Here is a 24,943-nt window from a genome sequence, read left to right on the forward strand (position 1 = left end):
ACTGCGCGCCCAATCGAGGGAATGCGCATGCGACTGGCCGTGATCGCCGACATCCATGGAAATGCCGCCGCACTGGACGCGATGCTGGAGGATGCGGCGGCGCGCGGGTTGCGCGACATCATCTGCCTCGGCGACATCGCATCGGGCGCCGGTTGGCCGCGCGAGACGGTCGAGATGCTGCAGGCGACCGGCATCCCCTGCATCCGCGGCAACCACGACCGCTGGATCAGCGAGCACGAACCCGAGACGATGGGCAAGCAGGACCGCCTTGCCTACGATGAGCTGTCACCGGATCAGCGCGGCTGGCTGATGGACCTGCCGTTGTCGCTGGAACCGGCGCCCGGCGTGCTGGCGGTGCATGGCGCGCCCGGATCGGACCTGCAGAACCTGATCGAGGAAGTCGTCGCCGAGCGGCTGCGCCCGGCACCGATGCCGGTGCTGCGCGAGCGGCTGGGCGCGGCGGGCATGGCCGCGCGCGTCGTGCTGTGCGGGCACAGCCATCGCACCGGCATGGTTCAGGTGCCGGGCGGGCCGCTGGTGGTCAATCCCGGCAGCCTTGGCCTTCCGGGCTTCCGCATCAGCCGCGAACCGGCGCACCGGCAGGAAGCCGGAACGCCGCATGCGCGCTATGCCGTGCTGCACCTGAACGGGGATGCCGTGCAGGTCGAGATGCTGGCGATCGCCTATGACTGGAACGCGGCGGCGCGACGGGCGGAGGAGGTGGGCTTCAACGCCGCCTGGCCGCATGTCCTGCGCACCGGGCTGTTGCCCGAAAGCGCCTGACACATCGCGCGATCAGGCGAGCAAGCGCGGCTCAGAGACCATTTGACAAGTCCGGCATCGGCCCGCACCCCGACCCGGCCACCCACGTCGGTATCCTGGAATGGGTGGACGGGTCGGGGTGCGGGCCGGCGCCGGACTTCAGAATGCGCCGCATGGCGCATTCTCAACCGGTCTCTCAGCGTTCCTGGATCGACACCCCGTGCCGGCCGACCGAGATCTCGACGCCCGACCGATGGCTGTCCTGGTACATCCAGATGCCGCCGCCGATCACGCCGGCCAGCAATGCGCCGACGATGAAATAGAGAGCGTTGGTGCTCATCCCCGATGATCCTTCCCGCGTCACGAGGGTCCAGCCCCGATGACGCGCGAAGCGAGCGGAAGTTTCATCCGGGTGGCGTGTAGAGCCCCGCCGCCGTCGCCGCCTGCGTGGCGAGCCGCGCCGCCAGCTCGAAGGTCGGCATCGGCACGCCGGCTTCCTTCGCCATCTGCAGCGGCACGGTGAACAGCGCGTCGATCTCCATCGCGCGGCCGAGTTCGAGATCCTGCAGGATCGATGGCTTGTGCGTGATGTTCGCCGAGCGGCGCATGCGCGATTCGGCCGCGGTCGCCAGGTCGAAGCCATAGGCCATGGCGAGTGCCGCGCCTTCCTCGGCGATGCGGACGGCGGCGTCGAACACGGCCTGGTCCGCCAGCGTCGCCTTCATGTGCGAACGCGACAGGATGCACAGCGGGCCGGAGGTGATGTTGCCCATCAGCTTGCCCCAGACGCGGTGGCGGATGTCGTTCACCACAGGGCACGGCATGCCGCCGGCGTCGATGAACCCCGCGATCATCCTGGCGCGCTCGCTGAGGCTGCCATCGGGCTCGCCGAGGAACAGGCGGATGTCGGCGTGCTCGGACTTCACCACGCCCGGTGCGAGGACCTCGCTGGCGGAATAGACGACGCCGCCGAGCGTGCGCTCGATGCCGACCAAGCGCTCGATCACCCCGCCGGGGTCGAGCAGCGGGATGCGGCCCCCTTCGGCCGCCCCGCCATGGCGCATGAAGTACCACCAGGGGATGCCGTTGGTGACGAAGGCGACCGGCGTGTCCGGGCCGAGCAGCGGGCCGATCGCCTGCGCCGCGACGGGAAGGGCGGGCACCTTGGTGGTGATCAGCACGGCGTCCACCGGTCCGATCTCGGCGGCCGTCGCGGCCGCCTGCACCTTCACCGTCCTGATGCCGTCATGGGCATGCAGGGTGATGCCGTTCGCCTTCATCGCCTCCAAATGCGGCCCGCGGGCGATGACGGAGACCTCCGCCCCGCCAAGGGCGGCACGGGTGGCGAGGTGGCTGCCGATGGCGCCGGCCCCGAAGACACAGATACGGGTCATGGAAATTCCTCGAAGAAGTCGCGCCGACGCGCGTGCAATTCCCGCGCCGGCCAATCGTGGGCGCGGCCGCCACGCCCGGCGCCAAAAACCGGCATTCCAAAGGCCCCCTGGCCTTTGGTGGGGTGAGCCCGAGAGGGGCAAGGCCCCTCTCGGACCCGTCGCTGCGCGCGGATCAGTTCACCTGGTCCCGCAGCAGCGCGCACATCGACGCCCCGCCGGCAACCAGCCGCTCGACGATCGCCGTGCCGTGTTCGGCATTGGCCCCGCGCGCATCCGGGGCGATCACGCCGCCGGGTGCGACTTCCTCGACCCACATCGGCACCGAGAAATCCACGCCATGAGTGCGCACCACGCCGAAATTCGCGGGCGGCAGCCCCAGGAACGGGCCGACGCCCTGCCGTTCCCGCGCATCCTGCGGGCGGCACAGTTCGGGGCGCAAAGCCATCGCCACCGAGGCCACCGGGTCCCCGCCATGGCCGAAGCGCAGCGCGCCGCCGCCGAGCTCGGCGTGCAGCTTCCCGGCCTCCCGCCACAGGTGCAGCGCGGGGATGATGACGCCGTGGCGGCGGCGCAGCGCGCGCGCGGCGGCCTCGGCCGGGCCGATCGTGCCGGCATGGCCGTTGACGATCATGATCCGCCGCGTGCCGGTGCGCAGGAAGGCCTCGGCCATCTCCTCGACCACCGCGGTCAGCGTCGCGACGCTGAGCGTGATGCCCCCGGCGACGCCGGTGAAGTAGTCCTCCCCGCCGAAGGGGATCGCGGGCGCCACCAGCGTATCCGCACCCTGGGCGGAGGCCGCGGCGGCGATGCGCTCGGCGATGTCCTCGGCAAGCAGGTAGTCGCCCATCGGCAGGGCTGGGCCATGGGTTTCGAGGCTTCCCATGGGCAGCAGGGCGACCGCGCCGGCGGCAAGGCGGGACGCGACCTCCGGGGCGGTGAGTTCGGCGATGCGATGGGTCATGCGATTGCCTTGCGAGGAAGGGACGGGTCCGGGGCGCGGCGCGGCGTCACGCCGCGGGGTCTTCGGCGGTGAGCCAGGCAAGGGCCTGCGCCCGCTCGCCGGCTTCGAAGCGGCGTATCTCCGGCGGCATGATGGCGGCGGCGACGCGCGCGATCATGCCGGCCAGGTCGCTGGCGGTGACGATGGCAACGCGCTTCACGCGTGCGACGTGGCCGCGCACGAAGCGGCCATGGGCGAGCAGCGCGTCGAGGCCATCCCAGCCCGGGAAGCGACGCGTGTCGACAAGGACGCCGCGCAGTTCCCCGGCTTCCGCGAGATAGGGATCCACAAGCGCGGCGAGGCGGTCGAAATCCTCCGCCATCAGGGGGCCGCTGGGTTCCAGCACGACGATGCCGCGATCGCGAAGCAACTCCATTCCGAGCATGGCGACGCCTCCCTCCGATCAGCCCGGGCAGGGCCCGGCCGTGCCGTTGTGCCAGCCGGCCGCGACTTCCGCCAGGGCGGCTACCTTAGCGCAGAAGGTCGAGTGCCGCCCGGCTGAGCGCCTGCACGCCGAGTGCGATGCAGGCTTCATCCGGCTGGTAGAAGGCGTTGTGCAGCCGGTCGTCGCGGCCCGGCGCGCCGGACCCGATGCGCAGTTGGAAGGCCGGGGCGCGGGCTGCGAATTCGGCGAAATCCTCCGAGCCCATGGACGGCTCGCCTTCCTCCGGCGCGATGCCCATCTGGCGCGTGACGGCGGCGAGCACGGGTTCCAGCACGCGGTCGTCATTGACCAGCGGCGGCACCTTGCGCTCGTAGCGCAGGTCGCAGCGCACGCGCATCGTGGTTTCCAGCCCCGCGGCCAGGCGACGCAGCGCGGCTTCGGCGGTGTCGCGCGCCGCCGCATGCAGCGTGCGTACCGTGCCCTTCAGCGCCACGCGCTCGGGGATGATGTTGTAGGTGGTGCCGCCCTGCACCATGCCCACCGTCACCACCGCCGGATGCAGCGGCTTGATCTCGCGGCTCACCACCGTCTGCGCCTGGCTGATGAAATGCGCCGCGGCGACGATGGGATCGACGGCGGCATAGGGATGCGCGGCATGACCCGACTTGCCCTGCACCACGAGGTCGAAGCGGTCCGACGCAGCAAGGCACGCCCCGCGCACGAAGCCGAAGGTGCCCACCGGCATGTCCGGATGGTTGTGGAAGCCGATCGCCATGTCGATGCCATCGGCCGCGCCATCGGCGATCATCGCCGCCGCACCTTCCAGCACTTCTTCCGCTGGCTGGAAAACCAGCCGCACCGTGCCGGCGATCTGCGGCGCGAGATCCTTCAGCACCGCGGCGACGCCGAGCAGCGTCGTGGTGTGGATGTCGTGCCCGCAGGCATGCATCTGCCCATCGACGGTCGAGGCGTATTCGATCCCCGTCTCCTCATGGATCGGCAGCGCGTCCATGTCGGCGCGGATCGCGAGGGTGGGTCCGGGCCGGCCGCCCTTGATCTCCCCCACCACGCCGGTCACGCCAAGGCCGGTGCGGTGCGGAATGCCAAGCCGCGCGAGCTCGGCTGCGACGATGCCCGCGGTGCGTGTTTCCTGGAAGGCGAGTTCGGGCACGCGATGGATGTTGCGTCGCAGCGCGATCAGATGCTGCGCGACGGCATCGGTGGCTTCGCTGATCGCACGCTGCGGGTCATTGGGGAGCATGTCGGTGATTCCGATGAAACGTCAGATTACATCGAGCATAGGTGCGCGCGCAGCGCAGGCAAGGCTGGCGCTTGCCCCTCCGGAAGGTGCATGCCATAGGGCGAGGCGGAAATAAGTTGGGGGGTTCAATGTCCTGGGTGCCTGGCCGGCGCACGTTGCTGGCCGCGAGCGTGATCGCACCGATCGCCGGACGTTGCGCCGTTGCGCAGTCCTGGCCGTCGCAGCCGATCCGTATCGTGGTGCCCTTCGCGCCAGGCGGCACGACCGACCTCGTCGCGCGCCTTGTCGCTGCCGGGCTGCAGGAACGGCTGGGCGCCACCGTCATCGTCGAGAATCGCGCCGGCGCGGGCGCCACGCTGGGCAGCGAGACCGTCGCCCGTGCCGCACCCGATGGCTACACGCTGGTGATGTCGAACATCGCGAGCCATGCGATCAGCCCTGCCGTCTATCGCGGCCGCGTCCGCTATGATCCGGTCACCGACTTCGCACATGCGGCGCTGGTGGTGACCAATCCGACCGTCTGGGTGGCCAATCCCCGCGCGGGCATCGGCAGCCTGGCCGATGCCGCGGCCAAGGCACGCTCGGCGAGTGGGCTCGATGTCGCGACCTCCGGCGCCGGATCGTCGAACCACCTGATGGTGGTGCGCATGGGCCAGCTGCTCGGCAAGGAGCTGAACCACATCCCCTTCCGCGGCGCGGGCCCAGCCATGCAGGCCGTGATCGCAGGCCAGGTGCCGATGATGTCGGACAGCCTGCCGTCTGCTGCAGCGCACATCAACCAGGGCTCGGTGCTGGCGGTGGGCATGGCGTCCGCCGCACGGCACCCGTCCTTTCCCAACGTCCCGACCTTCCGCGAGCAGGGCTTCGACCTGGCGAGCGATTCCTGGTTCGGGCTGTCCTTCCCCGCCGGCACGCCGGCGGCCATTGTCGATCGGCTGAACCGGGAGACGCGGGCCTTCCTCGCCAATCCCGACATCCGGGGGCGCTTCGCCGAACTCGGCGGCACGCCCGGAGACCTGACGGCGGAAGGTTACACGGAATTCGTGCGGCGGGAGGTGGCCCTGTGGGCGCCACTCGTGCAGGCTTCCGGCGCGACGGCGGACTAGCCGGTATGTTGACCAACTTCATCATCTAGTGGGTGGGCGAAAGCGGATGAAGCTAAACACAAAGGACCTGCTGTCGGCAGCGCTCCTGATCGGGCTGGCAGCCGTGGGGCTGTGGCTCAACATGGACCACACGATGGGCACCGCGCGGCGCATGGGACCGGGCTACATGCCCTGGCTCGCCTTCGCGCTGCAGCTTGGCCTCGGCTGCATCGTGCTGCTGCTCGGGCTGTTCAATGGGCCCGACCCGCTCGACAAGTGGACAAGTGCGGAGATCGGCTTCCTGATCGGCGGCGCGGTCGTCGGCACCGCGGCCGGGCTGATTGCCGCGCAGATGCCGGGCTGGCCGTCGGCGGGCTGGAACCCACTCGGCATCGGCATGTTCGTCGGTTGCCTCGTACCCAGCATCGTCAAATCGTGGCGACCGCTGTTCCTGATCAGCGCGGCCTTCGCCCTGTTCGGGCTGGTGCTCGAACCGCTCGGGCTGATCATCGCCATCGCGACTTCGGTCATCCTTTCCGCCTTCGCCGATGAGACGCATACGCCGAAGGGTGTCGTGGGCCTTGTGGTCTTTCTGTGCGTGCTGTGCTGGGCGGTGTTCATCTACGAACTCGACATCCGCGTGCCGGTCTGGCCGGTATTCTGAAGTAAGGGGGCCGGAACAATGGATCTCATCGCGAACCTTGGGCATGGGTTCGGCGTCGCGCTGACGCTGAACAACCTGCTCTTCTGCCTCATCGGCTGCGTCATCGGCACGGCGATCGGCGTGCTGCCGGGCATCGGCCCGGTGGCGACCATCTCCCTGCTGCTGCCGATCACCTTCGGCCAGCCGGCCACGACCGCCATCATCATGCTCGCCGGCATCTACTACGGCGCGCAGTACGGTGGTTCGACCACGGCCATCCTGCTGAACCTGCCAGGAGAGGTCAGTTCGGTCGTCACGACACTTGAGGGCTACAAGATGGCCCGGCGCGGGCGCGCGGGCGCGGCACTGACGATCGCCGCCCTCGGCTCCTTCTTCGCCGGCACGGTCGCGACGGTGCTGGTCGCCGCCTCGGGCCCGATGCTGACGCAGGTGGCACTGTCCTTCGGCCCGGCCGATTACTTCTCCCTCATGTTCCTCGGCCTCGTGATCTCGGCCGTGCTCGCGCAGGGTTCGGTCGTCAAGTCGATCGGCATGGTGGTGTTCGGCGTCTCGCTGGGCATGGTCGGCACGGATGTGCAAACCGGCCAGCAGCGCTTCACCTTCGGCATCCCGGAACTGTCGGACGGCGTCGGCTTCGTCTCGATCGCCATGGGCATGTTCGGCATCGCCGAGATCATCCTCAACCTCGAGCGCCCGGAAGCGCGTTCGGTCATGTCGGGCAAGGTCGGCAGCCTGATGATGACGCGCGAGGAAGTTCGTCGTGCCATCCCGGCGGTGCTGCGCGGCACGGCGGTGGGCTCCATCCTCGGCATCCTGCCGGGCGGCGGCGCGGCGCTCTCCTCCTTCGGTTCCTACATGATGGAGCGGAAGATCTCGAAGGGCCGGCATGAGTTCGGCACCGGCGCGATCGAAGGCGTGGCCGGGCCGGAATCAGCCAACAACGCGGCCTCGCAGACGTCGTTCATCCCGCTGCTCACCCTCGGCATCCCGGCCAACGCCGTGATGGCGCTGATGGTCGGCGCGCTGATCATCCAGGGCATCCAGCCCGGCCCCCGCATGGTGGAGGCCCAGCCGGACCTGTTCTGGGGCCTGATCGCGTCGATGTGGGTCGGCAACCTGATGCTGCTCGTCATCAACCTGCCGATGGTCGGCATGTGGGTGAAGCTGCTCGCGGTGCCATACCGCTACATGTACCCGTCCATCATGATCTTCTGCGCGATCGGCGTGTACTCGCTGCAGAACAACGTGTTCGACGTGTACCAGACGGTGTTCTTCGGCATCTTCGGCTACCTCTGCTCGAAGCTGCGGCTGGAAGGCGCGCCGATGCTGATCGGCTTCGTCCTCGGCCCGATGATGGAAGAACACCTGCGCCGCGCCATGCTGCTGTCGCGCGGCGACCCCATGGTGTTCATCGAGCGCCCGATCAGCGCCGGCATGCTCGCCGTCGCCGCCATCGCCCTTGCCGCGATGCTCATGCCCAATATCCGCAAGGGCAAGGACTCGGCGCTGCAGGAAGGCGGCTGATGTTGCTCCGGCCGCGATTGTCGGTCGGATGACGGGAAGGCGGGCCCTGCGGGGCCCGCCTTTTTCTTTTCTTGTGCCTCAAACGCCGGCGCCGCCATGCGGCGGCTTGGCTTTCGCGCCCTGCACTGGCGTATCGGTGACGGTGGGTGGCCTGGGCGCGGTCGCGCCGTGCGCTCCCGGATCGAGGCGCGCCTCGATCCGATCTGACCGGGCCGCGGCGGCTCAGCCCTTTGGCCGCGGCAGGTTGAACACGCCGCTTGCCCGCAGCACGGCGGCGCCGTCCGCCTCGAAGCGCCCCTCCATGAACATCAGCCGTGACGTCCGCCGCAGCAGGACCGGACGGCATTCCAACCAGGCGCCGAGCGGCGCGGGCGCAAGGTAGTCCGTCACCAGGCTGACCGTGATGAAGGACCCGGGCGCGCCGGCCTGCTCGGTGCCGCCAATGCCCAGCACCAGATCGGCAAAGGTCGCCAGCATCCCGCCATGTGCGACCGCCTGATTGTTGCAGTGCCGTCGTTCCAGCCGGATGCCGAAGGTCGACCCGCCATCCCCCGCGCGGAGGTAGATCGGACCGATCGGCTCAAGGAACGGGCCGCCCGCCCGCCGCGGCACGAAACCCGCGGGAATGGCGCCCTGCCCTTCCGCCGCACCATCCGCCGCCCTGCCATCGGCCATTCACGCCCCCTTGGTTGTGGTCCCGGCGATGCTACGGTGCCTTCCGGGGCGGCGGGAGCCGCGCCTTCCATTTGCCGCCATTGCGTCGCATACCAGCCCCGTTCCAGCATCAGACCACCGGACGACATGACACAGACGACCTCGCAGATCCTTCCCGTCATCCTTTCGGGTGGGACCGGCACGCGCCTCTGGCCCCTGTCGCGCGAAGGCTATCCGAAGCAGTTCTGGCCGCTCGCCTCCGCCCAGCCGATGCTGGAGGAAACGGCCGCGCGCGCCGAGGGCGCGGGCTTCCTGCCCCCCATGGTCGTCTGCAATGAGGCGCATCGCTTCCTGGTCGCCGAGCAGCTGCGCGGCCGCAACGCGCGCATCGTCCTGGAACCGAGCGGGCGCAACAGCGCCCCGGCCATCGCCGCCGCCGCCCTGCTGGCCGAGGAAGCCGGCCCCGACACGGTCATGTGGATCATGGCCGCCGATTCGGCGGTGGCCGACCTGCCGGCGCTTCACGCCGCGCTGGGCCAGGCAGCCGCGGCCGCGCGCGCCGGGCGGATCGTCACCTTCGGCATGAAGCCGACCGCGCCCGAGACCGGCTACGGCTATATCGAGGTCGGTGACGCCCTGCCAGGCCTGCCCGGCGTGCAGGCCATCGCCCGCTTCGTCGAGAAGCCGGACGCCGCCCGCGCCGCCGAATTCGTCGCCGGCGGGCGGCACCTGTGGAATTCGGGCATGTTCGTCGCCACCGCCTCGGTCCTGCTCGCCGAACTCGAACGCTATGAACCGACGATGCTCGCGACCGTGCGCGCGGCCGTCGAGGGCGCGAGCCGCGACATGGATTTCGTTCGCCTCGCCGCTGCCGCCTTCGCCGCCGCGCCGTCGATCAGCATCGACTATGCGGTGATGGAACGCACCCGGCACGCCGCGGTGGTGCCCGCCGCGATCGGCTGGTCCGACATCGGGTCCTGGGCCGCGCTGTGGGACATCAGCGAGAAGGACGCCAACGGCAACGCGACGCAGGGGCCGGTGGAGCTCGTCGACGCGCGCAACTGCCTGGTGCGCAGCGAAGGGATCCTCGCCGGCGTCGTGGGGCTTGAAAACGCCGTCGTCGTCGTCACCGACGATGCGGTGCTGGCGATGCATCGCGACCGCGCGCAGGACGTGAAGAAGCTGGTGGAGCAGCTCCGCGCGAAGGGCCGCAAGGAAGCGACGGAGCACCGCCGCGCCTATCGCCCCTGGGGCCATTATGAGGGCCTCATCCTCGGCCAGCGCTTCCAGGTGAAGAAGATCCAGGTCCGCCCGGGTGCCAAGCTGTCGCTGCAGAAGCACTTCCACCGCGCCGAGCATTGGGTCGTGGTCTCCGGCACCGCCATCGTCCGGCGCGATGCGGAGGAGATCATGCTGCGCGAGAATGAGAGCGTGTACCTGCCGCTCGGCTGCGTGCACCGGATGGAGAATCCGGGGATGATCCCGCTGGTGCTGATCGAGGTGCAGGTGGGCTCCTACCTCGGCGAGGACGACATCGTGCGCTACGAGGACACCTACGGCCGCACATAGGCGCGCCCGGGCGAAGCGCCCGACCGAATAATACCGCACCAGGGGTCCTCGTCGCCGGGCCTCGGTTGATTTGCCGCCGCCTGCGCCAGCATGCACCTGCCTGGCCTTCGCGCCCTGCCCCGATGCGCTGGCGGCGATTGTCGGCCTGGGCACGACCGGCTTGAGGTCCCGCGGCGGGAATGCAGCAATCTTCGCCGCGACACCGCCATCTTCGCTCGTGCAATATGGGTGCATGATCGGACGGCGCGGCATCATCTCGGGGCTGGGCGGCATGGTAGCCGCCGGGGCAGGCCTGACGGCCTATGGCTTCGGCGTGGAGCCGTTCCTGCGCCTTGCCGTGCAGCGGCACAGCCTGCGGCCGACGGGATGGCCGCCAGGACTGTCCCTGCGCGTCGCCCTGCTGTCGGACCTGCATGCCGGCGCACCGCTGATGGATGAGGCGCGCATCGAGCACATCGTCGAGCGCACCAATGCGCTGTCGCCCGACATGGTGCTGATGAGCGGGGATTTCGGACCATCCTGCCGCCTCGTCACCCGGGTCCTGCCACACGCCGACGTCGCGCGGCGCCTCGCCGGGCTGCGGGCGCCGCTCGGCGTCTATGCGTCGAATGGGAACCATGACTGGTGGGAGGATCGCGAGGCGATGCGCCGTGGCGGCGGCGCCGTCCCCGCGATGGCCCGTGCGTTGGAGGGTGTCGGCATTCCGGTGCTGCGCAACCAGGTGCTACGCGCCGGGCCGGTCCTTGTCGGCGGGCTTGAATCGCAATGGGCCTTCGGCCTGAACCGCGGCGCGGAGGACGTGCCGCGCCTGCTCGGCCAGGTGACGGGCGATGCGCCGCTGCTGCTGATGGCGCATGAGCCCGACATCTTCGCGAGGCTCCCGGGACGCGTCGCCGTTACCTTCAGCGGGCACACCCATGGCGGGCAGGTGCGGCTGCTTGGCTGGTCGCCGCACACGCCGTCGCGCTACGGCAACCGCTACGCCTGGGGGCATGTGCGGGAAGACGGGCGCGACCTGGTGGTGTCGGGCGGGCTCGGCATCAGCACGTTGCCGGTGCGGCTCGGTGTGCCGCCGGAGATCACGCTGGTGGAGATCGCCGCCTGACATGGCGCGCACCGCCCGCGCGGTGCAGACTTCCCCGCAAGGACGATGCGGGTTGAGGGAAGCGGCATGACGATCGAACTCCTGGACGCGCAGGGCCTGTCCGAGACGCATGCCGCGATGCGCGAGACCGCGCGGCGCTTCGCACAGGCCGAGATCGCGCCGCTCGCGGCGGAGCTCGACGAGAGCGAGACCTATCCGGCGGCGCTGTATCGCAGCCTTGCATCCGCCGGGCTGTTCGGCATCACCGTGCCGGAGGCGCTGGGCGGCGCCGGCGCCGATGCGTTGGCCTATGCGCTGGTGATGGAAGAACTCTCGCGCGGCTATGCCTCGGTCGCGGATCAGGTCGGGCTGGTGGAACTGCTCGGCACGCTGCTGACGCAGCACGGCACGGCGACGCAGCAGGCGCGGTATCTCGCGCCGCTGCTGAAGGCCGAGCGGCGCTGCGCCTATGCGCTGACGGAAGCCGGCGCGGGGTCGGACCTGGGGTCGCTGAAGACCGAGGCCAGGCGTGACGGCGCCGGCTGGGTGCTGAACGGCGCGAAGCTGTGGATCCACAACGCGCCGATCGCGGATTTCGCCGCGGTGCTGGCACGCACGGACCCCACGGCCGGGCATCGCGGCATGTCGGTGCTCCTGGTCGATCTCGATAGCCCGGGCGTGTCGCGCGGGCGCAAGGAACACAAGATGGGGCAGCGTGCTTCCCCCGTCGGCGGCCTGAACTTCGAGGATGTGCGCCTGCCCACCGATGCGCTGCTGGGGGTGGAAGGCCGCGGCTTCCACATGATGATGTCGGTGCTCGACAAGGGGCGTGTCGGCATCGCCGCGCTGGCGCTCGGCATCCTGATGGCGGCGCTTGAGGACAGCATCGCCTATGCGAAGCAGCGCGAGCAGTTCGGCAAGGCCATCGCGGAATTCCAGGCGGTGCAGTGGATGATCGCCGACATGGCCAAGGACGCACAGGCGACGCGGCTGATGGTCATGGAGGCGGCACGGCTGCTCGATGGCGGCGGACGCGCGACGCTCGCGGCCAGCATGGCGAAGTGCTTCGCCGCCGATGCCGCGGTGGCGCGCACGGCGGATGCAGTGCAGATCCATGGCGGGTCGGGCTACATCCGCGGCGTGCGGGTCGAACGGCTCTATCGCGACGCGAAGATCACGCAGATCTACGAAGGCACCAATCAGATCCAGCGCATGATCATGGCGCGGACGCTGCTGGCATAGCACGGTGCACCATCAGGTCGTTCTCGCCGGCCTGAACCACCTCCCCCTTCTGGTTGAACAGCGTCAGGTCCAGCGTGACGATGCCGCGATCGGCGTGGCGTGTGGTGCGCTTGCCGATGACCTTGATGATTGCATGGACGCGGTCGCCCACCAGGATCGGCCCGGCGAAACGCCAGCGCCAGCCCAGCGAGACGATCGCCGCGAGCCGCACCGCGGACCGGTTCTTCAGCCCATCCGCCAGGGCGAGGCCGAGCAGCCCATGTGCCACGCGGCCGGGATAGCCAAGCGCGCGCGCATAGTCGTCATCGACATGGATCTCGTAGAAATCCCCGGACAGTCCGGCGAAGGCGAAGATGTGGCTTTCCGTCACGGTGATGCCCGGCGTCTCCCAGGCGAGGTCGTCCGCGATGTCGTCATAGGCGAGGCGGCCGTCATCGCGCATGGTCACCAGCCTTCGATGCCGAGATAGGCGGCGGCAAGCCTCGCCTGGCCTTCATGCATGTCGCGCCCGGTCGTCGTCGGGCATCCGATGGCCCGCGCGGTGGCGATCAGGGACGTGACCTCGGGGTTCGGGATGACGTCGGCGACGACCTGTGATGGCACCAGTAGCGCCGCATCAACCGGCATCGCATCGCCCGCGCGCAGGCCCAGCGGCGTGGCATTCACCACGATGTCGAAGCCGCGCGGATCGGGAGGTCCGATCACCACGCGCGTCGACGGAAAGTTCGCACCGAGCAGCGCGGCCAGCGCCTTCGCTCGTTCCTGCGTGCTGTCATGCAAGGTGAGTTCCGCCGCGCCGGCCCGTGCGAGCGCACAGGCGATCGCCGTCCCCGCCGCACCGCAGCCGACCTGCAGGATGCGCTTGCCGCGCGGCGGGTGGCCGGCGCGGTCCAGCCCGTCGCGGAAGCCCTCGCCATCGAACATGTCGCCTTCGAAGGCGCCATCGGCGCGGCGGCGCACCGTGTTCACCGATCCCGTCAGCCGCGCTGTCGGGCCGAGTGCCGCAAGCAACGGCACCACCGCTTCCTTGTGCGGCATGGTCATGACCAGGCCATCGAGGTTCGCCATCGCCGCGAAGCCCGGCCAGGCGCGCGCGAGCGTCCCCGCGGGCAGTTGGAAGGCGATGAAGGCCGCATCGCGCCCAAGCCGCGCGAAGGCGGCATTGAACACCGCGGGCGAGCGCAGCGGCGCGACCGGGTCGCCGACGATGGCGAAAAGGCGCGTTGCGCCGGTGATGGTCATGCCTGCGTCCCCAACCAGGATTCGATCAGTCGCTGGACATGCAGCGCGCTGCGCGCGTCGTTCGAAGGCGCGCGCCCTTCGGCGATGGCGTCGAGCATCTCGGTGATCAGCGCGCGGTGCGGGCCGTGGTCGAAGGCCATCGGATCGGCGCCGCCGCCGGTGCCCGATCCGGGATCGATCACCTCCGGCGGCCCATCCCCGGCATACCATTCGAGGCGATTGCCGATCAGTATCGCGCTCGCCTTGGTGCCGGCGATCTCGATGCGCTCGGGAAAGCCGGGCCGGGCGACGGAGGTCGCATCGACGACGCCGATCGCGCCATTCTCGAAGCGGATCGCCGCAGCGGCAACATCCTCGGTATCGATCGCGCGCAGGCCGGAATTGCGCGCGAAGCCCGTCACTTCACGGACCGGCCCCATCAGGTGCAGCAGCAGGTCCATGGTGTGGATGGCCTGGGTCAGCAGCACGCCCCCGCCATCGCGCGCCATGGTGCCGCGACCGGGCTGCGCGAAGTAGTTGGCATCCCGCCACCAGCGGATGCTGGCGGATGCGCTGAGCGGCGTGCCGAGGTCACCCGCACGCAACCGTCGCGCGAATTCCAGCGCGCCGGGGCGGAAGCGGTGCTGGAAGCAGACGGATGCGCGCACGCCGGCGCGTTCCGCCAGCCCCGCCAAGGCCTCGGCGCGCGCGACGGTGCGTTCGAGCGGCTTCTCGACGATCATGTGCTTGCCGGCGGCGGCGACTGCCTCGGCAATCGGCAGATGCGCGCCCGGCGGCGCGAGCACCAGCGCGAGGTCCAGCCCAGGCGCGGCCAGCAGCGTAGGCAGGTTGTCGAAGACCGGTGCCGCCCAGCGTGCCGCGAAGGCATCGCGTCGCGCCGCCGACGGAGCGTGTCCGCCGATGATCCGCGCACGCCCGGCCGCAGCCAGATCCCGCAATGCGAGCATATGCGGCGTCACGGCCATGCCAAGGCCGATGATGCCGACGCCGGTCGCCATGGCGCCTTCTCCCCTTGTCGATTCCGGCTTCCACGCCGTTGCAGACGGGGATTAGGCTGCCTGCCGGAAAGACCCGACACAAGGGTTCGCAGGAGGATTCCCCCCATGACAGCCACCGTGATCGATCGGCGCACGCTTGCCCGCATGCTGGGCCTTTCGGCTGCTGCCCTGCCGATGCTGCCCGCGCAGGTACTGGCGCAGTCGCGGAGCAACACGCTGGTGATCGGCATCGACATCAGCGACACCGTGACACTCGATCCGGTGCGCCAGGCGCAATACACGCCGCCGATGACGCTGGCCGCGACCTATGACGCGCTGGTGACGCTGACGCCGGAGGACCTCGTCAACGTCAAGCCGGCGCTGGCGGCATCCTGGCAACGCACGCCCGATGGGCGTGGTTGGCGCTTCACCCTGCGCGACGGCGTGAAGTTCGCTTCCGGCAATCCGCTGACGGCCGAGGATGTGCGCTGGACCTTCATGCGCCTGCTCAACATGAAGGAGCAGACGCAGCAGTACCTGAAGTCGGTCGATCGCGTCGAAGTCGTCGATCCCAAGACCGTCGATTTCATCATGAATGCGCCGAATGCGCCGGTGCTGCCGATCCTCGCCGCACCGGGCAACGGCATCCTCGAGAAGGCGGCGGTGCTGGCGCAGGGCGGCACCGATGCGGAGAATGCGCGAGAAGCCGACAAGGCGACCGACTGGCTGAACAACAACTCCGCCGGCACCGGCCCCTTCCGCCTGGTACGGTGGGAACGCAACAACCAGATCCAGCTGGTGCGCAATCCGCACTACTGGGGCGGCGCCTCGCCCTTCGAACGCGTCATCATCCGTCACCTGTCGGATAGCGCGGCGCAGTTGCTCGCCGTGCGGCGCGGCGACGTGAACGCCGCCTTCAACCTGATCCCGGAGCAGATCGCGACGCTGCGCAGCGAACCGGCGGTGCGCATCGACCGCATGCCAAGCCTCGACTTCGTCTACATGGCAGTGACCGAAAGCCCGGCCGCGAACCCCGTGCTGGCGAAGAAGGAAGCGCGGCACGCGATCGGCTATGCGATCGACTATGACGGCATCCTCGGCAATCTGCTCGGCGGGGCCGCGGTGCGGCCGGCGCATTTCCTGCCGATCGGCGTGAATGGCAGCACCGAGCGCATCGCGCGGGAGGTCGGCTTCAACACCAACCTCGACCGCGCACGGCAGATGCTGCAGGCCGCCGGCGTGCCGGACGGCTTCGAGATGGAAATCGCCTACGGCAACGCCGCGGTCGCGGGCATTTCCTATCAGGTGCTGGGGCAGAAGCTGCAGGCGGATCTGGCGCGCGTGGGTATCCGCGTACGGCTGAACCCGATGGACCAGGTCAACCTGCGCACCGTCTATACGCAGGGGCGGTTGGCGGGCGGCGTGCTGACCTTCTGGAACCCGCCGGCGGTATCGAACGACCTCTGGGCCTCGGCGGTGGTGGAACGCGTCGCGCGCCGCGTGCATTGGACCGTGCCGCAGGCGATGACGGATCTGGTGAAGCGCGCGTCGGAGGAACAGGACCTCGAGAAAGCCGCCGGGCTCTGGGTGGAATGGCAGCGCGGTGTGGTGGACGTCGCCCACCACTTCATCCTGTTCCAGCCGACCTACCAGATCGCGGTGCGCAACACGATCGGTGCCTTCCCGCTGACCGCGGCGGGTTGGCAGTTGGAAACTGGCAAGGTGCGGCCGGCCTAACGCGAGAACGCCGCGCCTCGCTTCTCGGCGAAGGCGCGGATCCCTTCGAGGTGATCGCCCGCCGAAAAGCACAGGACGTTCATCTCGTTCTCGTAGAGAAGGCCCGCGGTCAGCGGCGCCTCCATTGCCATGCGGACGGAAGCCTTCACCGACTGCACCGCGACGGGGCTGAAGCCGGCGATCTTCTCGGCCATCGCCTTTGCTGTCGTAAGCAACTCGGCCTGCCGCACCACCTGGTCGAACAGGCCGAGCGACTGCGCCTCAGCGGCCTCGATCGGGTCGCCGGTCATCAGCATGCGCATGGCACGCGCCGCTCCGATCATGCGCGGCAGCATCTGGGACGCGCCGCCACCGCCCACCCAGCCGCGTGTTACCTCGGGAAAGCCGAAGCGCGTGCCCTCGGCGGCGATGCGGATATCGGCGCCGAGCGCCATTTCCGCCCCGCCACCCAGGGTCCATCCCTGCAATGCCGCGATCACCGGCTTGCGAATGTTGCGGATGGCGGTCGCGTATTCCACGCGGTTACGAAAATGCCACGTGCTGGGATAGGCAGCGAGCGAGTTGAGGTCGCTGCCCGCGCAGAAGGCACGTTCCCCCGCGCCACGCACCAGCACGACGCGTGCCGCATCATCAGCATCGATCGCGCGCGCCGCCTCGGCAATGGCGGCGGCCATGGCGGGGGTCACGGCGTTATGCTTGGCCGGGCGGTCCAGGAGCAGCTCCGCCACCGGGCCGCGCATGGCCACCGTCACCGCTCCATCCATCGCCTTCCTCCGCCGCCACCTTGATTGTCTTGTCGGCTCAAGTGCAGCATGTCCGGCAAGGGAAGGAAACCGTCGCTTGCTGCGTTACATCGCCATACGACTGTTATCGGCTGTTGTGATGGCGCTGCTCGCGAGCCTCGTCATCTTCCTCATCTCCAACTACGTGCCCGGCGATCCGGTGCTGGCGCAGCTCGGCGACATCCTGGCGAGCGACCCGACGGTGGTTGCCCAATGGCGGGCGAAATGGGGCCTCGATCTGCCCTTGTGGGAGCGGTACTGGATCTTCCTGCAGGGGTTGCTGCACGGCGATCTCGGCACCTCCATCGCGACGCGCCGGCCGGTGCTGGAGGATATCGCGCAATTCGCACCGGCGACGATCGAACTGGCCACGGTCTCCTTCCTTCTCGCGCTCGTCATCGGCATCCCGCTCGGCGTCGCGGCGGCGGTGTGGCGCGACAGCTTCGTGGACGCGGCGGCGCGCGCGGTCTCGCTGCTCGGCGTCTCGGCGCCGACCTTCTGGCTCGCCTTCATCTTCCTCGCGATCTTCTATGGCTGGTTGGGCTGGGCGCCGGGGCCGGGGCGGCTCGACCCGATCGCCTTCCCGCCTGAAGGCGGCACGGGATTCTTCCTGTGGGATTCCGCGCGGGCGGGGGATTGGGAAACGTTCAACGACGCGCTCGCCCATCTGATCCTGCCGTCCATCGTGCTGGCGGCAGCCACACTCGGGCTGATCACGCGCACCACGCGCGCGGCGATGCTGGAATGCCTGCATCAGGACTATGTGCGCGTCGCCCGTGCCAAGGGGCTGGTGGAACGCGCCGTGGTGCTGCACCACGCGCTGCGCAATGCGCTGGTGCCGGTGGTGACACTGGGCGGCCTCGCCTATGCAAACCTGCTGACCGGCGCGGTGATGACGGAGACGATCTTCGCCTGGCCTGGCCTTGGGCGCTACACTTTCCGCTCCGCGGCGGCACTCGATTTCCCGGCGATCATGGGCATCACGCTGGTCGTCTCGGCGACCTACCTGCTGGTGAACCTGATCGTCGACCTGTCCTACGCGATGCTCGACCCACGGGTGCGGCGATGAGCGCGACCGCGGCGATGCCGGCATCCCGCCTGCGCCGGCGCATCCGGCGCTACGGCCTCGCCTGGGCCGGCGGGGCGATCGTGCTGGGCTGGATCCTGGTGGCGATCTTCGCGCCGTGGCTGGCGCCTTATCCGGCGGACGCGCAGGACATCACCAATCGGCTGGCCGCGCCGTCGGCCGAGCATTGGCTCGGCACGGACATCCTCGGCCGCGATGTCTTCTCGCGGCTGTTGCATGGGTCGCGCGTGTCGCTCTTCGCGGGCTTCTCCGTCGTTCTGCTCGGCGCCGCCTTCGGCACCACACTCGGCATTCTGGCAGCCTGGCTGCGTGGCTTCGGGGAGGAAGCGCTGATGCGCTTCACCGACCTCGTGCTGTGCTTCCCGCCGATCATCCTCGCGCTCGCGCTTGCCGCGGCGCTCGGTATCGGCACCACCAACACCATCATCGCCATGCTGGTGGTGTGGTGGCCGAAATTCGCCCGCCTCGCGCGCAGCCTCGCCATCGTGCAGCGCAGCCAGGAATATGTGGAAGCCGCGACGGTCGTCGGCCTACCGCAGAAGCGCATCCTGTTCCGCCACATCCTGCCCAACACCTTCGGCCCGATCGCGGTGCTCTGCACGCTCGACCTCGGCATCGCCATCCTGACCTTCGCGGGGCTGTCTTTCCTCGGCCTCGGCGTGGTGCCGCCGACGCCGGAATGGGGGTCGATGATCGCGGAGGGTCGTGAACTGGTGGAGCAGTGGTGGGTCGCGACCTTCCCCGGCATCGCCATCCTCAGCGTCGTCGTTGGCTTCAACTTCCTGGGTGATGGTCTGCGCGACTGGCTCGACCCGAAGGCAGCCAGCCGTTGAGCACACCGGTCCTCGATGTCCGTGACCTGGTCACGGTGTTCCATACGGATGCCGGGCCGGTGCGCGCCGTCGATGGCGTGTCCTTCACCGTGGCGAAGGGGGAAACGCTCGGCATCGTCGGCGAAAGCGGCTCGGGGAAGTCCGTCACCGCGCAGTCGCTGATGCGCCTGCTCGATCCGCCGGCGCGCATCGAAGGCGGCCAGGTGCTGTTCGAGGGCCGCGACGTGCTGACCATGTCGAAGCGCGAACTCACCGCCTGGCGCGGCGCCAACGCCGCCATGGTGTTCCAGGATTCGCTGACCGGGCTGAACCCCGTGCTGCGGATCCTGCGCCAGGTGAGCGAGCACGTCGTCGCCCATGGCCGCATGGATAAGCGCGCCGCGCGCCGCCATGGCATCGACTTGCTGCGCCGGATGGGCGTCGCATCGCCCGAACGCGCCGCCGCTTCCTTCCCGCACCAATTCTCCGGCGGCATGCGGCAGCGGGTGATGATCGCCATGGGCATGGCGAACGACCCGACGCTGCTGCTGGCGGATGAACCGACCACCGCGCTCGACGTCACCATCCAGGCGCAGATCCTCGACCTGCTCGCCAACCTCAACGAGAAGTTCGGCACGGCCATCGTGCTGATCAGCCACGACCTCGGCGTCATCGGCACGATCTGCAAACGCATCGTGGTGATGTATGCTGGGGAGGTGGTGGAGGAAGGCCCGACCGAGGCCGTCCTCTCCGATCCTCGCCATCCCTATGCGTGGGCTCTGGCCAACGCCGTGCCGCGCCTCGATGCGCCGGTGGCCGACCGCCTGCCGGGGATCGAGGGCATGCCGCCCGATCCGCTCGCAATGCCGAAGGGCTGCCGCTTCACGCCACGCTGCCCCTGGCGCATCTCGCGCTGCGGTGATGAACGCCCGCCGCTGACTGAAGTCGCGCCCGGACGCATCGCGCGCTGCTGGGTGACGGCCGATGGCCGCCGCCTGCCGCCGCCGAGCATCCCCGCGCATGCCAAGCCGCCCGTCGCATCCACCGCCGAACCGCTGCTGGTCGCGAAGGATCTGGTCAAGCACTTCCCCCTGCCGAGGAAATCCTTCTTCGGTGAGCGCGAGGTGGTGCATGCCGTCAATGGCGTCTCCCTGCACATCATGCCCGGCGAGCGCCTCGGCATCGTGGGCGAGAGCGGCTGCGGCAAGTCCACCCTCGCCCGCCTGGTCACGCGGCTGCACACGCCCGATGCCGGCCATATCCGCTTCGACGGCCGGGACATCGCGACACTGAACGGTGAGGAACTGCGCCTGCTGCGCCCGCGCCTGCAGATGGTGTTCCAGGACCCCTATGCCTCACTGAACCCACGCATGCGCATCGGCGAGATCCTGGCCGAACCGCTGCTCGTGCATGGCCGCGTCAAAGATACTGCGGAAGCCAGCGAGCGTGTCGGCGCGCTGCTCGACATGGTCGGGTTGAACCCGGCTTGGGGCGTGCGCTTCCCGCACGAATTCTCCGGCGGGCAGCGCCAGCGCATCTCGATCGCCCGCGCGCTAGCGCTGGAACCGGCGCTGATCGTGGCGGATGAACCGGTCTCTGCGCTCGATGTGAATGTGCAGGCACAGGTGCTGAACCTGATGCTCGACCTGCGGGAACGGATGGGCCTGTCCTACCTGTTCATCGCCCATGACCTCGCGGTGGTGCGCGCCTTCTGCGACCGCGTCGCGGTGATGTATCTCGGCCGCATCGTCGAGGAAGCGCCGGCGGCCGAACTCTTCGCCCATCCGGCGCATCCCTACACGGTGTCGCTGCTCTCGGCAGTGCCGGAACCGGGGCGGCAACGCATCGTGCTCGGAGGCGAGCCGCCCTCGACGCTGCGCCTGCCGCAGGGTTGCGCCTTCCGCGCGCGCTGCCCGGTGGCGCTGCCGGTCTGCGCTGAACCGCCGCCACTCACCGAGATCGCGCCGGGGCATCGCGTGCTGTGCCACGCGCCGGGCTCGCTCAAGCCATTGCAGGGGCACTCATGAGACAGATCACCGCCGAGCAGGCCGCCGCAGTGCTACGCGACGGCGACACGCTGCTGATCGGCGGTTCGGGCGGCGGGCATGCCGTGCCGGACGCGCTGCTGGAAGCCGTCGGCCACCGCTTCCGCGAAACCGGCACACCGCGCGACATCACCGCGCTGCATCCGGTTGGGCTCGGCGACGGCAAGACGCGTGGCGCGGGGCATCTGGCGCAGGATGGGCTGCTGAAGCGCGTCGTCTCCGGCACCTTCGTCAACAGCCCCGGCATCGCGCGCCTGGCGCTGGACGAGAAGATCGAGGCCTACACCCTGCCGCAGGGGGCGATGTCGCAACTGATGCGGGAGATGGCGGCAGGCCGCGCGGGCCTGCTGACCAAGGTGGGGCTGCGCACCTTCGTCGATCCGCGCATCGGCGGCGGGCGGCAGAGCCAGTGCGCCACCGAGGACCTGATCGAGGTCGTCACGCTGCGCGGCGAGGAATACCTGTTCTACAAGCCCTACAAGGTGGACGTCGCCTTCATCCGCGGCTCAGCGATCGACGAGGCGGGCAACCTGTCGATGGAGCATGAGGCGGTGACGCTCGAAATGCTGTCTATCGCACAGGCCACGCGGCGGCAGGGCGGCATCGTCATCGCCCAGGCGAAGCGCCTTGTGCCGCGCGGCACGCTGCATCCGAAGATGGTGAAGGTGCCGGGCATCCTGATCGATGCCTTCGTCATCGTGCCCGACCAGTGGCAGACCTACGAGACGCAGGACAGCCTCGCCTATTCCGGCCATCACCGTGTGGCGCTCGACGAGGTGCCGCGCCTGCCGCCCGGGCCGCGCCGCATCGTCGCGCGGCGCGGCGCGATGGAACTGTTCGAAGGTGCGATCTGCAACCTCGGTTCGGGTATTTCCACCGGCATCGCCAATGTCGCGGCGGAGGAGGCGATGCTCGACCGCATCTGCCTGACCAACGAGCAGGGCAATATCGGCGGCGCGCCCGCCAGCGGCAACGAGGCCGGCGCGGCGAGCAGCCCCGACGCGCAGATCGACCAGCCCTATCAGTTCGATTTCTATGACGGCGGTGGGCTCGACCTCGCGTTTCTCTCCCTCGCGGAATTCGACGCGGAGGGGAATGTGAACGTCTCGCGCTTCGGCGGGCGCATCGTCGGCCCCGGCGGTTTCATCAATATCAGCCAGGGTGCAGGTCGCGTCGTGTTCGGCGGCACGCTGACCGCCGGTGAGTCGAAGAAGGCGGTGCGGCAGGTGGAGCAGATCTCCTTCTCCGGCCCCTATGCGCGGGAACGAGGGCAGGAGGTGCTCTACGTCACCGAACGCGCGGTGTTCCGCCTCGGCGCCGCCGGGCCGGAACTGATCGAGATCGCACCGGGCCTCGATATGGAACGCGACGTGATCGGTGCCATGGCGTTCCGCCCGGCGGTGTCACCCTCCCTCCGGACGATGGATGCTGCGCTGTTCGCGGATGGCCCGATGGGCCTCGCCGCGCGACTGCCGCCGCGCCCGGCGCGCGCCAATGCGGACCGCCTGCCGTGAAGGCGCCGACCTTCCTCGAAGTCGGTGAGGCCGCCGAATACACCCGCACCATCGGGGTCGAGGACATCGCCGCCTTCGCCCGCATCAGCGGTGACGATGATCCGGTGCATACCGACCCGGATTTCGCCGCGCGCACCGCCTTCGGCCGTTGCATCGCCCATGGCGCGCATGTGATGGGATTGCTGTCCACGACCGCCAGCATGATGTCGCGCCGTTCGGTCGCACGCGGGGCGACCGGCACGCCGGTCTCCGCCGGCTATGACCGCATCCGCTTCACCCGGCCGGTCTTCGCCGGGGAGACGCTGACGGCGCGCTACGTCATCGAGGAGGTGGACGAGGCCCGCGCCCGCACCCGCGCGCGGCTCGAGGTGGTGAACCAGGATGGCGAGACCTGCCTCGTGGGCAGCCATATCCTGGCCTGGGTGCCGTCCGCCTAACCGGCGAGGAACGGCTCCAGCGCCGCCAGGAATCCCTGCGGGTTCTCCGCATGCACCCAATGGCCCGCCTTGGGGATGGTGGTGAAGGCGACGCTTGGGAACAGCGCGCGGAAGGCTGCGTGGTGCTCAGGGCGGATATAGCCTGACGTCTCGCCCCCCATGACCAGCACCGGGCCGTCGTATCGCGCGCCAGGCGGCGGCGCGAAATCCTCGATCACCGGCATGGCGGCGGCCAGTTCCGGCAGGCCGAGCCGCCAAGCCGGCGGATCGGCCTCGAAGCGCAGGCTCTGCAGCAGGAAGGCGCGGATACCGGGCTCCGGGATGGTGGCGGCGAGATGGGCGTCGGCCTCGCGCCGCGTCAGCCCGGGGCGGAGCGGCAGCGCCTGCATCGCGTCGATGTAGCCGCGCAGCGTCGGCCGGTAGCGGACCGGCGCGATGTCGGCGACCACCAGCCGCTCGACCCTGCCGGGATGCGCCAGAGCGAAGGCCATCGCCACCTTGCCGCCCATCGAATGGCCGAGCACTGCCGCCTGCGCCACGCCGGCCGCGTCCAGCGTCTCAGCGATGTCGGAGGCCATGATGGCGTAGTCCATCGTCGCGGCGCGCGGTGAGGCGCCGTGGTTGCGCAGGTCCGGCGTCAGCACGCGGAAGCGCGGCGCGAGCGCGCGGCGGATGCCGCCCCAGTTCTGCCCGGCCCCGAACAAGCCATGCAGCAGGACCAGCGGCGGCCCCTCCCCGGCCTCGGTCAGCGCCAGGATCATTCGCGCGACGCCAGCAGGACCGAGGCGACGATCAACCCGCCGCCGAGCAGCATGTCCCAGCCGAGCGGCTCGCCGAGCCAGAGGTTGCTGACCAGCACGCCGAAGGCCGGGACAAGAAGGAAAGCGACCGAGGCGACCGCGCCGGGAAGGCGGCGACCGACCTCGATGACGCACCAGGTGCCGATCGGGGCCACGATCAGGCCGATATACAGCATGAAGGGCCAGGACGGGCCGAAAATGCCGCCATGCGGTTCCAGCACCAGCGCGAAGGGCAGGATCAGCAGCGTCGCCAGGGCGAAGCACCAGGGCAGCAATTCGAAGATCGGGCTGCGCGGTGGAAAGCGCCGCGTGGTCACGATGGCGAGCGTCCAGAACAGCGCCGCGAGCACCAGCATCAGGTGGCCGAGCAGCTGTGTCGGGTCGGCCCAGTCCACCGCCCAGGGCCCCGCCAACACGGCGACCCCCGCGAGGCCCAGCCCCGCCGCCGCCCAGCGATGCGGTGGCACCTTCTCCCCCAGCGCGAAGACGGAGAGCGGGATCAGCCAATAGGTCACGACCGCCGAGATGATGGCGGTACGCCCCGCCTGCACCATGGCGACAGCCGCGTGGGCGAGCACGAAGAAGGCCCCGAGTTGCAGCAGGCCGAGCGCCAGCACCGAGGGCATGTCCGCCCGGCGTGGCAGGTGCAGCCGGCGCAGCGCCGCCAGCAACAGGGCGGAGACGATGGCCGCAAGGCCGGCGCGCCCCATTGCGAACCACATCGGCGTCGCATGGGTGAGCGCCGCCTTGGTGACCGGCCAGGCCCCGCCGAACAGAAGGATCGCGACAATCAGGAGGTGAAGGGCCGAGCGCATCGTGAAGGCAGTGTGTCCCGGTCCGTTGGAAGAACCATGTGAGGGTCGCGATTCCGCGGTATTCTGAGCGC

At 69.5% G+C, this 24,943-nt stretch carries 25 protein-coding genes; 13 read left to right on the plus strand and 12 right to left on the minus strand.

What is annotated here, in order from left to right; translation table 11 throughout:
* Positions 1 to 27 precede the first annotated feature (27 nt).
* Complete coding sequence (locus AC2YHJ_RS16700; RefSeq protein WP_487397217.1) at positions 28 to 783, plus strand: metallophosphoesterase family protein; 756 nt, start codon at positions 28 to 30, stop codon at positions 781 to 783.
* A gap of 175 nt (positions 784 to 958) precedes the next feature.
* Here AC2YHJ_RS16700 and AC2YHJ_RS16705 read toward each other — a convergent pair whose 3' ends face one another.
* The 5 genes from AC2YHJ_RS16705 to AC2YHJ_RS16725 form a co-directional block, all read right to left on the minus strand.
* Positions 959 to 1,102 carry a hypothetical protein gene (locus tag AC2YHJ_RS16705; RefSeq protein ID WP_487397218.1) on the minus strand — a complete coding sequence of 48 codons (144 nt, stop codon included), beginning with the start codon at positions 1,100 to 1,102 and terminating at the stop codon, positions 959 to 961.
* Positions 1,103 to 1,166: 64 nt separating this feature from the next.
* Complete coding sequence (locus AC2YHJ_RS16710; protein ID WP_487397219.1) at positions 1,167 to 2,156, minus strand: ketopantoate reductase family protein; 990 nt, start codon at positions 2,154 to 2,156, stop codon at positions 1,167 to 1,169.
* A gap of 172 nt (positions 2,157 to 2,328) precedes the next feature.
* The gene (locus AC2YHJ_RS16715; RefSeq protein ID WP_487397220.1) at positions 2,329 to 3,117 is read right to left on the minus strand and encodes a creatininase family protein; all 789 of its coding nucleotides are present in this window, start codon (positions 3,115 to 3,117) and stop codon (positions 2,329 to 2,331) included.
* Positions 3,118 to 3,163: 46 nt separating this feature from the next.
* A complete protein-coding gene (locus tag AC2YHJ_RS16720; RefSeq protein ID WP_487397221.1) occupies positions 3,164 to 3,541 on the minus strand; it encodes a SpoIIAA family protein in 378 nt (125 codons plus the stop codon).
* Positions 3,542 to 3,626: 85 nt separating this feature from the next.
* Positions 3,627 to 4,802, minus strand: coding sequence for a M20 metallopeptidase family protein (locus AC2YHJ_RS16725; protein ID WP_487397222.1), 1,176 nt, complete (start codon positions 4,800 to 4,802; stop codon positions 3,627 to 3,629).
* A 128-nt stretch (positions 4,803 to 4,930) separates the two neighbouring features.
* Here AC2YHJ_RS16725 and AC2YHJ_RS16730 point away from each other — a divergent pair, with 128 nt between their 5' ends.
* Genes AC2YHJ_RS16730 through AC2YHJ_RS16740 form a run of 3 tightly spaced genes read left to right on the plus strand, consistent with a single transcriptional unit; the run spans position 4,931 to position 8,075 of the window.
* Positions 4,931 to 5,908: a Bug family tripartite tricarboxylate transporter substrate binding protein gene (locus tag AC2YHJ_RS16730; RefSeq protein ID WP_487397223.1), complete on the plus strand. Its 978-nt coding sequence runs from the start codon at positions 4,931 to 4,933 to the stop codon at positions 5,906 to 5,908.
* A gap of 46 nt (positions 5,909 to 5,954) precedes the next feature.
* Positions 5,955 to 6,551, plus strand: coding sequence for a hypothetical protein (locus AC2YHJ_RS16735; protein WP_487397224.1), 597 nt, complete (start codon positions 5,955 to 5,957; stop codon positions 6,549 to 6,551).
* 18 nt (positions 6,552 to 6,569) lie between these two features.
* A complete protein-coding gene (locus AC2YHJ_RS16740; protein ID WP_487397225.1) occupies positions 6,570 to 8,075 on the plus strand; it encodes a tripartite tricarboxylate transporter permease in 1,506 nt (501 codons plus the stop codon).
* Positions 8,076 to 8,297: 222 nt separating this feature from the next.
* Here the strand turns inward: AC2YHJ_RS16740 and AC2YHJ_RS16745 are convergent, their stop codons facing one another.
* The gene (locus AC2YHJ_RS16745) at positions 8,298 to 8,750 is read right to left on the minus strand and encodes a PaaI family thioesterase (protein WP_487397226.1); all 453 of its coding nucleotides are present in this window, start codon (positions 8,748 to 8,750) and stop codon (positions 8,298 to 8,300) included.
* Positions 8,751 to 8,876: 126 nt separating this feature from the next.
* Between AC2YHJ_RS16745 and AC2YHJ_RS16750 the strand changes: the two genes are divergently transcribed.
* The 3 genes from AC2YHJ_RS16750 (at position 8,877) to AC2YHJ_RS16760 (ending at position 12,624) form a co-directional block, all read left to right on the plus strand.
* Positions 8,877 to 10,298, plus strand: a complete 1,422-nt coding sequence (locus AC2YHJ_RS16750) for a mannose-1-phosphate guanylyltransferase/mannose-6-phosphate isomerase (RefSeq protein WP_487397227.1) — start codon at positions 8,877 to 8,879, stop codon at positions 10,296 to 10,298.
* A gap of 232 nt (positions 10,299 to 10,530) precedes the next feature.
* Positions 10,531 to 11,403 (plus strand): metallophosphoesterase, encoded by an 873-nt coding sequence (locus AC2YHJ_RS16755; RefSeq protein ID WP_487397228.1) that lies wholly within the window; start codon positions 10,531 to 10,533, stop codon positions 11,401 to 11,403.
* A 66-nt stretch (positions 11,404 to 11,469) separates the two neighbouring features.
* Complete coding sequence (locus AC2YHJ_RS16760) at positions 11,470 to 12,624, plus strand: acyl-CoA dehydrogenase family protein (protein ID WP_487397229.1); 1,155 nt, start codon at positions 11,470 to 11,472, stop codon at positions 12,622 to 12,624.
* On the opposite strand, the gene AC2YHJ_RS16765 is transcribed toward AC2YHJ_RS16760, so the two are convergent.
* The 3 genes from AC2YHJ_RS16765 to AC2YHJ_RS16775 are packed head-to-tail and all read right to left on the minus strand — an operon-like array spanning position 12,599 to position 14,864.
* Positions 12,599 to 13,066: a MaoC family dehydratase gene (locus AC2YHJ_RS16765; protein ID WP_487397230.1), complete on the minus strand. Its 468-nt coding sequence runs from the start codon at positions 13,064 to 13,066 to the stop codon at positions 12,599 to 12,601. The two genes, AC2YHJ_RS16760 and AC2YHJ_RS16765, sit on opposite strands and share 26 nt — an antisense overlap.
* A gap of 2 nt (positions 13,067 to 13,068) precedes the next feature.
* Positions 13,069 to 13,866, minus strand: coding sequence for a shikimate dehydrogenase family protein (locus AC2YHJ_RS16770; protein ID WP_487397231.1), 798 nt, complete (start codon positions 13,864 to 13,866; stop codon positions 13,069 to 13,071).
* Positions 13,863 to 14,864: a Gfo/Idh/MocA family protein gene (locus AC2YHJ_RS16775; RefSeq protein WP_487397232.1), complete on the minus strand. Its 1,002-nt coding sequence runs from the start codon at positions 14,862 to 14,864 to the stop codon at positions 13,863 to 13,865. Before AC2YHJ_RS16775 ends, AC2YHJ_RS16770 begins: the two co-directional genes overlap by 4 nt.
* A gap of 105 nt (positions 14,865 to 14,969) precedes the next feature.
* Here AC2YHJ_RS16775 and AC2YHJ_RS16780 point away from each other — a divergent pair, with 105 nt between their 5' ends.
* On the plus strand, positions 14,970 to 16,580 hold the full coding sequence (locus AC2YHJ_RS16780) for an ABC transporter substrate-binding protein (protein WP_487397233.1): 1,611 nt from the start codon (positions 14,970 to 14,972) through the stop codon (positions 16,578 to 16,580).
* On the opposite strand, the gene AC2YHJ_RS16785 is transcribed toward AC2YHJ_RS16780, so the two are convergent.
* Positions 16,577 to 17,344 carry an enoyl-CoA hydratase/isomerase family protein gene (locus AC2YHJ_RS16785; protein ID WP_487397234.1) on the minus strand — a complete coding sequence of 256 codons (768 nt, stop codon included), beginning with the start codon at positions 17,342 to 17,344 and terminating at the stop codon, positions 16,577 to 16,579. The genes AC2YHJ_RS16780 and AC2YHJ_RS16785 overlap by 4 nt on opposite strands.
* A 76-nt stretch (positions 17,345 to 17,420) precedes the next feature.
* Between AC2YHJ_RS16785 and AC2YHJ_RS16790 the strand changes: the two genes are divergently transcribed.
* From AC2YHJ_RS16790 to AC2YHJ_RS16810, 5 genes are read left to right on the plus strand one after another with little or no spacing between them, the layout of a single operon-like run.
* Entirely contained in the window at positions 17,421 to 18,431 is a 1,011-nt protein-coding gene (locus AC2YHJ_RS16790; protein WP_487397235.1) for an ABC transporter permease, read from the plus strand.
* On the plus strand, positions 18,428 to 19,282 hold the full coding sequence (locus AC2YHJ_RS16795; RefSeq protein WP_487397236.1) for an ABC transporter permease: 855 nt from the start codon (positions 18,428 to 18,430) through the stop codon (positions 19,280 to 19,282). Before AC2YHJ_RS16790 ends, AC2YHJ_RS16795 begins: the two co-directional genes overlap by 4 nt.
* Complete coding sequence (locus tag AC2YHJ_RS16800) at positions 19,279 to 21,288, plus strand: ABC transporter ATP-binding protein (RefSeq protein WP_487397237.1); 2,010 nt, start codon at positions 19,279 to 19,281, stop codon at positions 21,286 to 21,288. The genes AC2YHJ_RS16795 and AC2YHJ_RS16800 overlap by 4 nt, the downstream gene beginning before the upstream one ends.
* Positions 21,285 to 22,820, plus strand: coding sequence for an acyl CoA:acetate/3-ketoacid CoA transferase (locus tag AC2YHJ_RS16805; RefSeq protein ID WP_487397238.1), 1,536 nt, complete (start codon positions 21,285 to 21,287; stop codon positions 22,818 to 22,820). Before AC2YHJ_RS16800 ends, AC2YHJ_RS16805 begins: the two co-directional genes overlap by 4 nt.
* The gene (locus tag AC2YHJ_RS16810) at positions 22,817 to 23,257 is read left to right on the plus strand and encodes a MaoC family dehydratase (protein WP_487397239.1); all 441 of its coding nucleotides are present in this window, start codon (positions 22,817 to 22,819) and stop codon (positions 23,255 to 23,257) included. Before AC2YHJ_RS16805 ends, AC2YHJ_RS16810 begins: the two co-directional genes overlap by 4 nt.
* Here AC2YHJ_RS16810 and AC2YHJ_RS16815 read toward each other — a convergent pair.
* Together AC2YHJ_RS16815 and AC2YHJ_RS16820 are read right to left on the minus strand one after the other, a co-directional pair.
* Positions 23,254 to 24,018, minus strand: a complete 765-nt coding sequence (locus AC2YHJ_RS16815; RefSeq protein WP_487397240.1) for an alpha/beta fold hydrolase — start codon at positions 24,016 to 24,018, stop codon at positions 23,254 to 23,256. The genes AC2YHJ_RS16810 and AC2YHJ_RS16815 overlap by 4 nt on opposite strands.
* Positions 24,015 to 24,872 carry a DMT family transporter gene (locus AC2YHJ_RS16820; protein WP_487397241.1) on the minus strand — a complete coding sequence of 286 codons (858 nt, stop codon included), beginning with the start codon at positions 24,870 to 24,872 and terminating at the stop codon, positions 24,015 to 24,017. The genes AC2YHJ_RS16815 and AC2YHJ_RS16820 overlap by 4 nt, the downstream gene beginning before the upstream one ends.
* Positions 24,873 to 24,943 lie beyond the last annotated feature (71 nt).

Source organism: Roseomonas sp. SRI_022 (assembly GCF_057586215.1).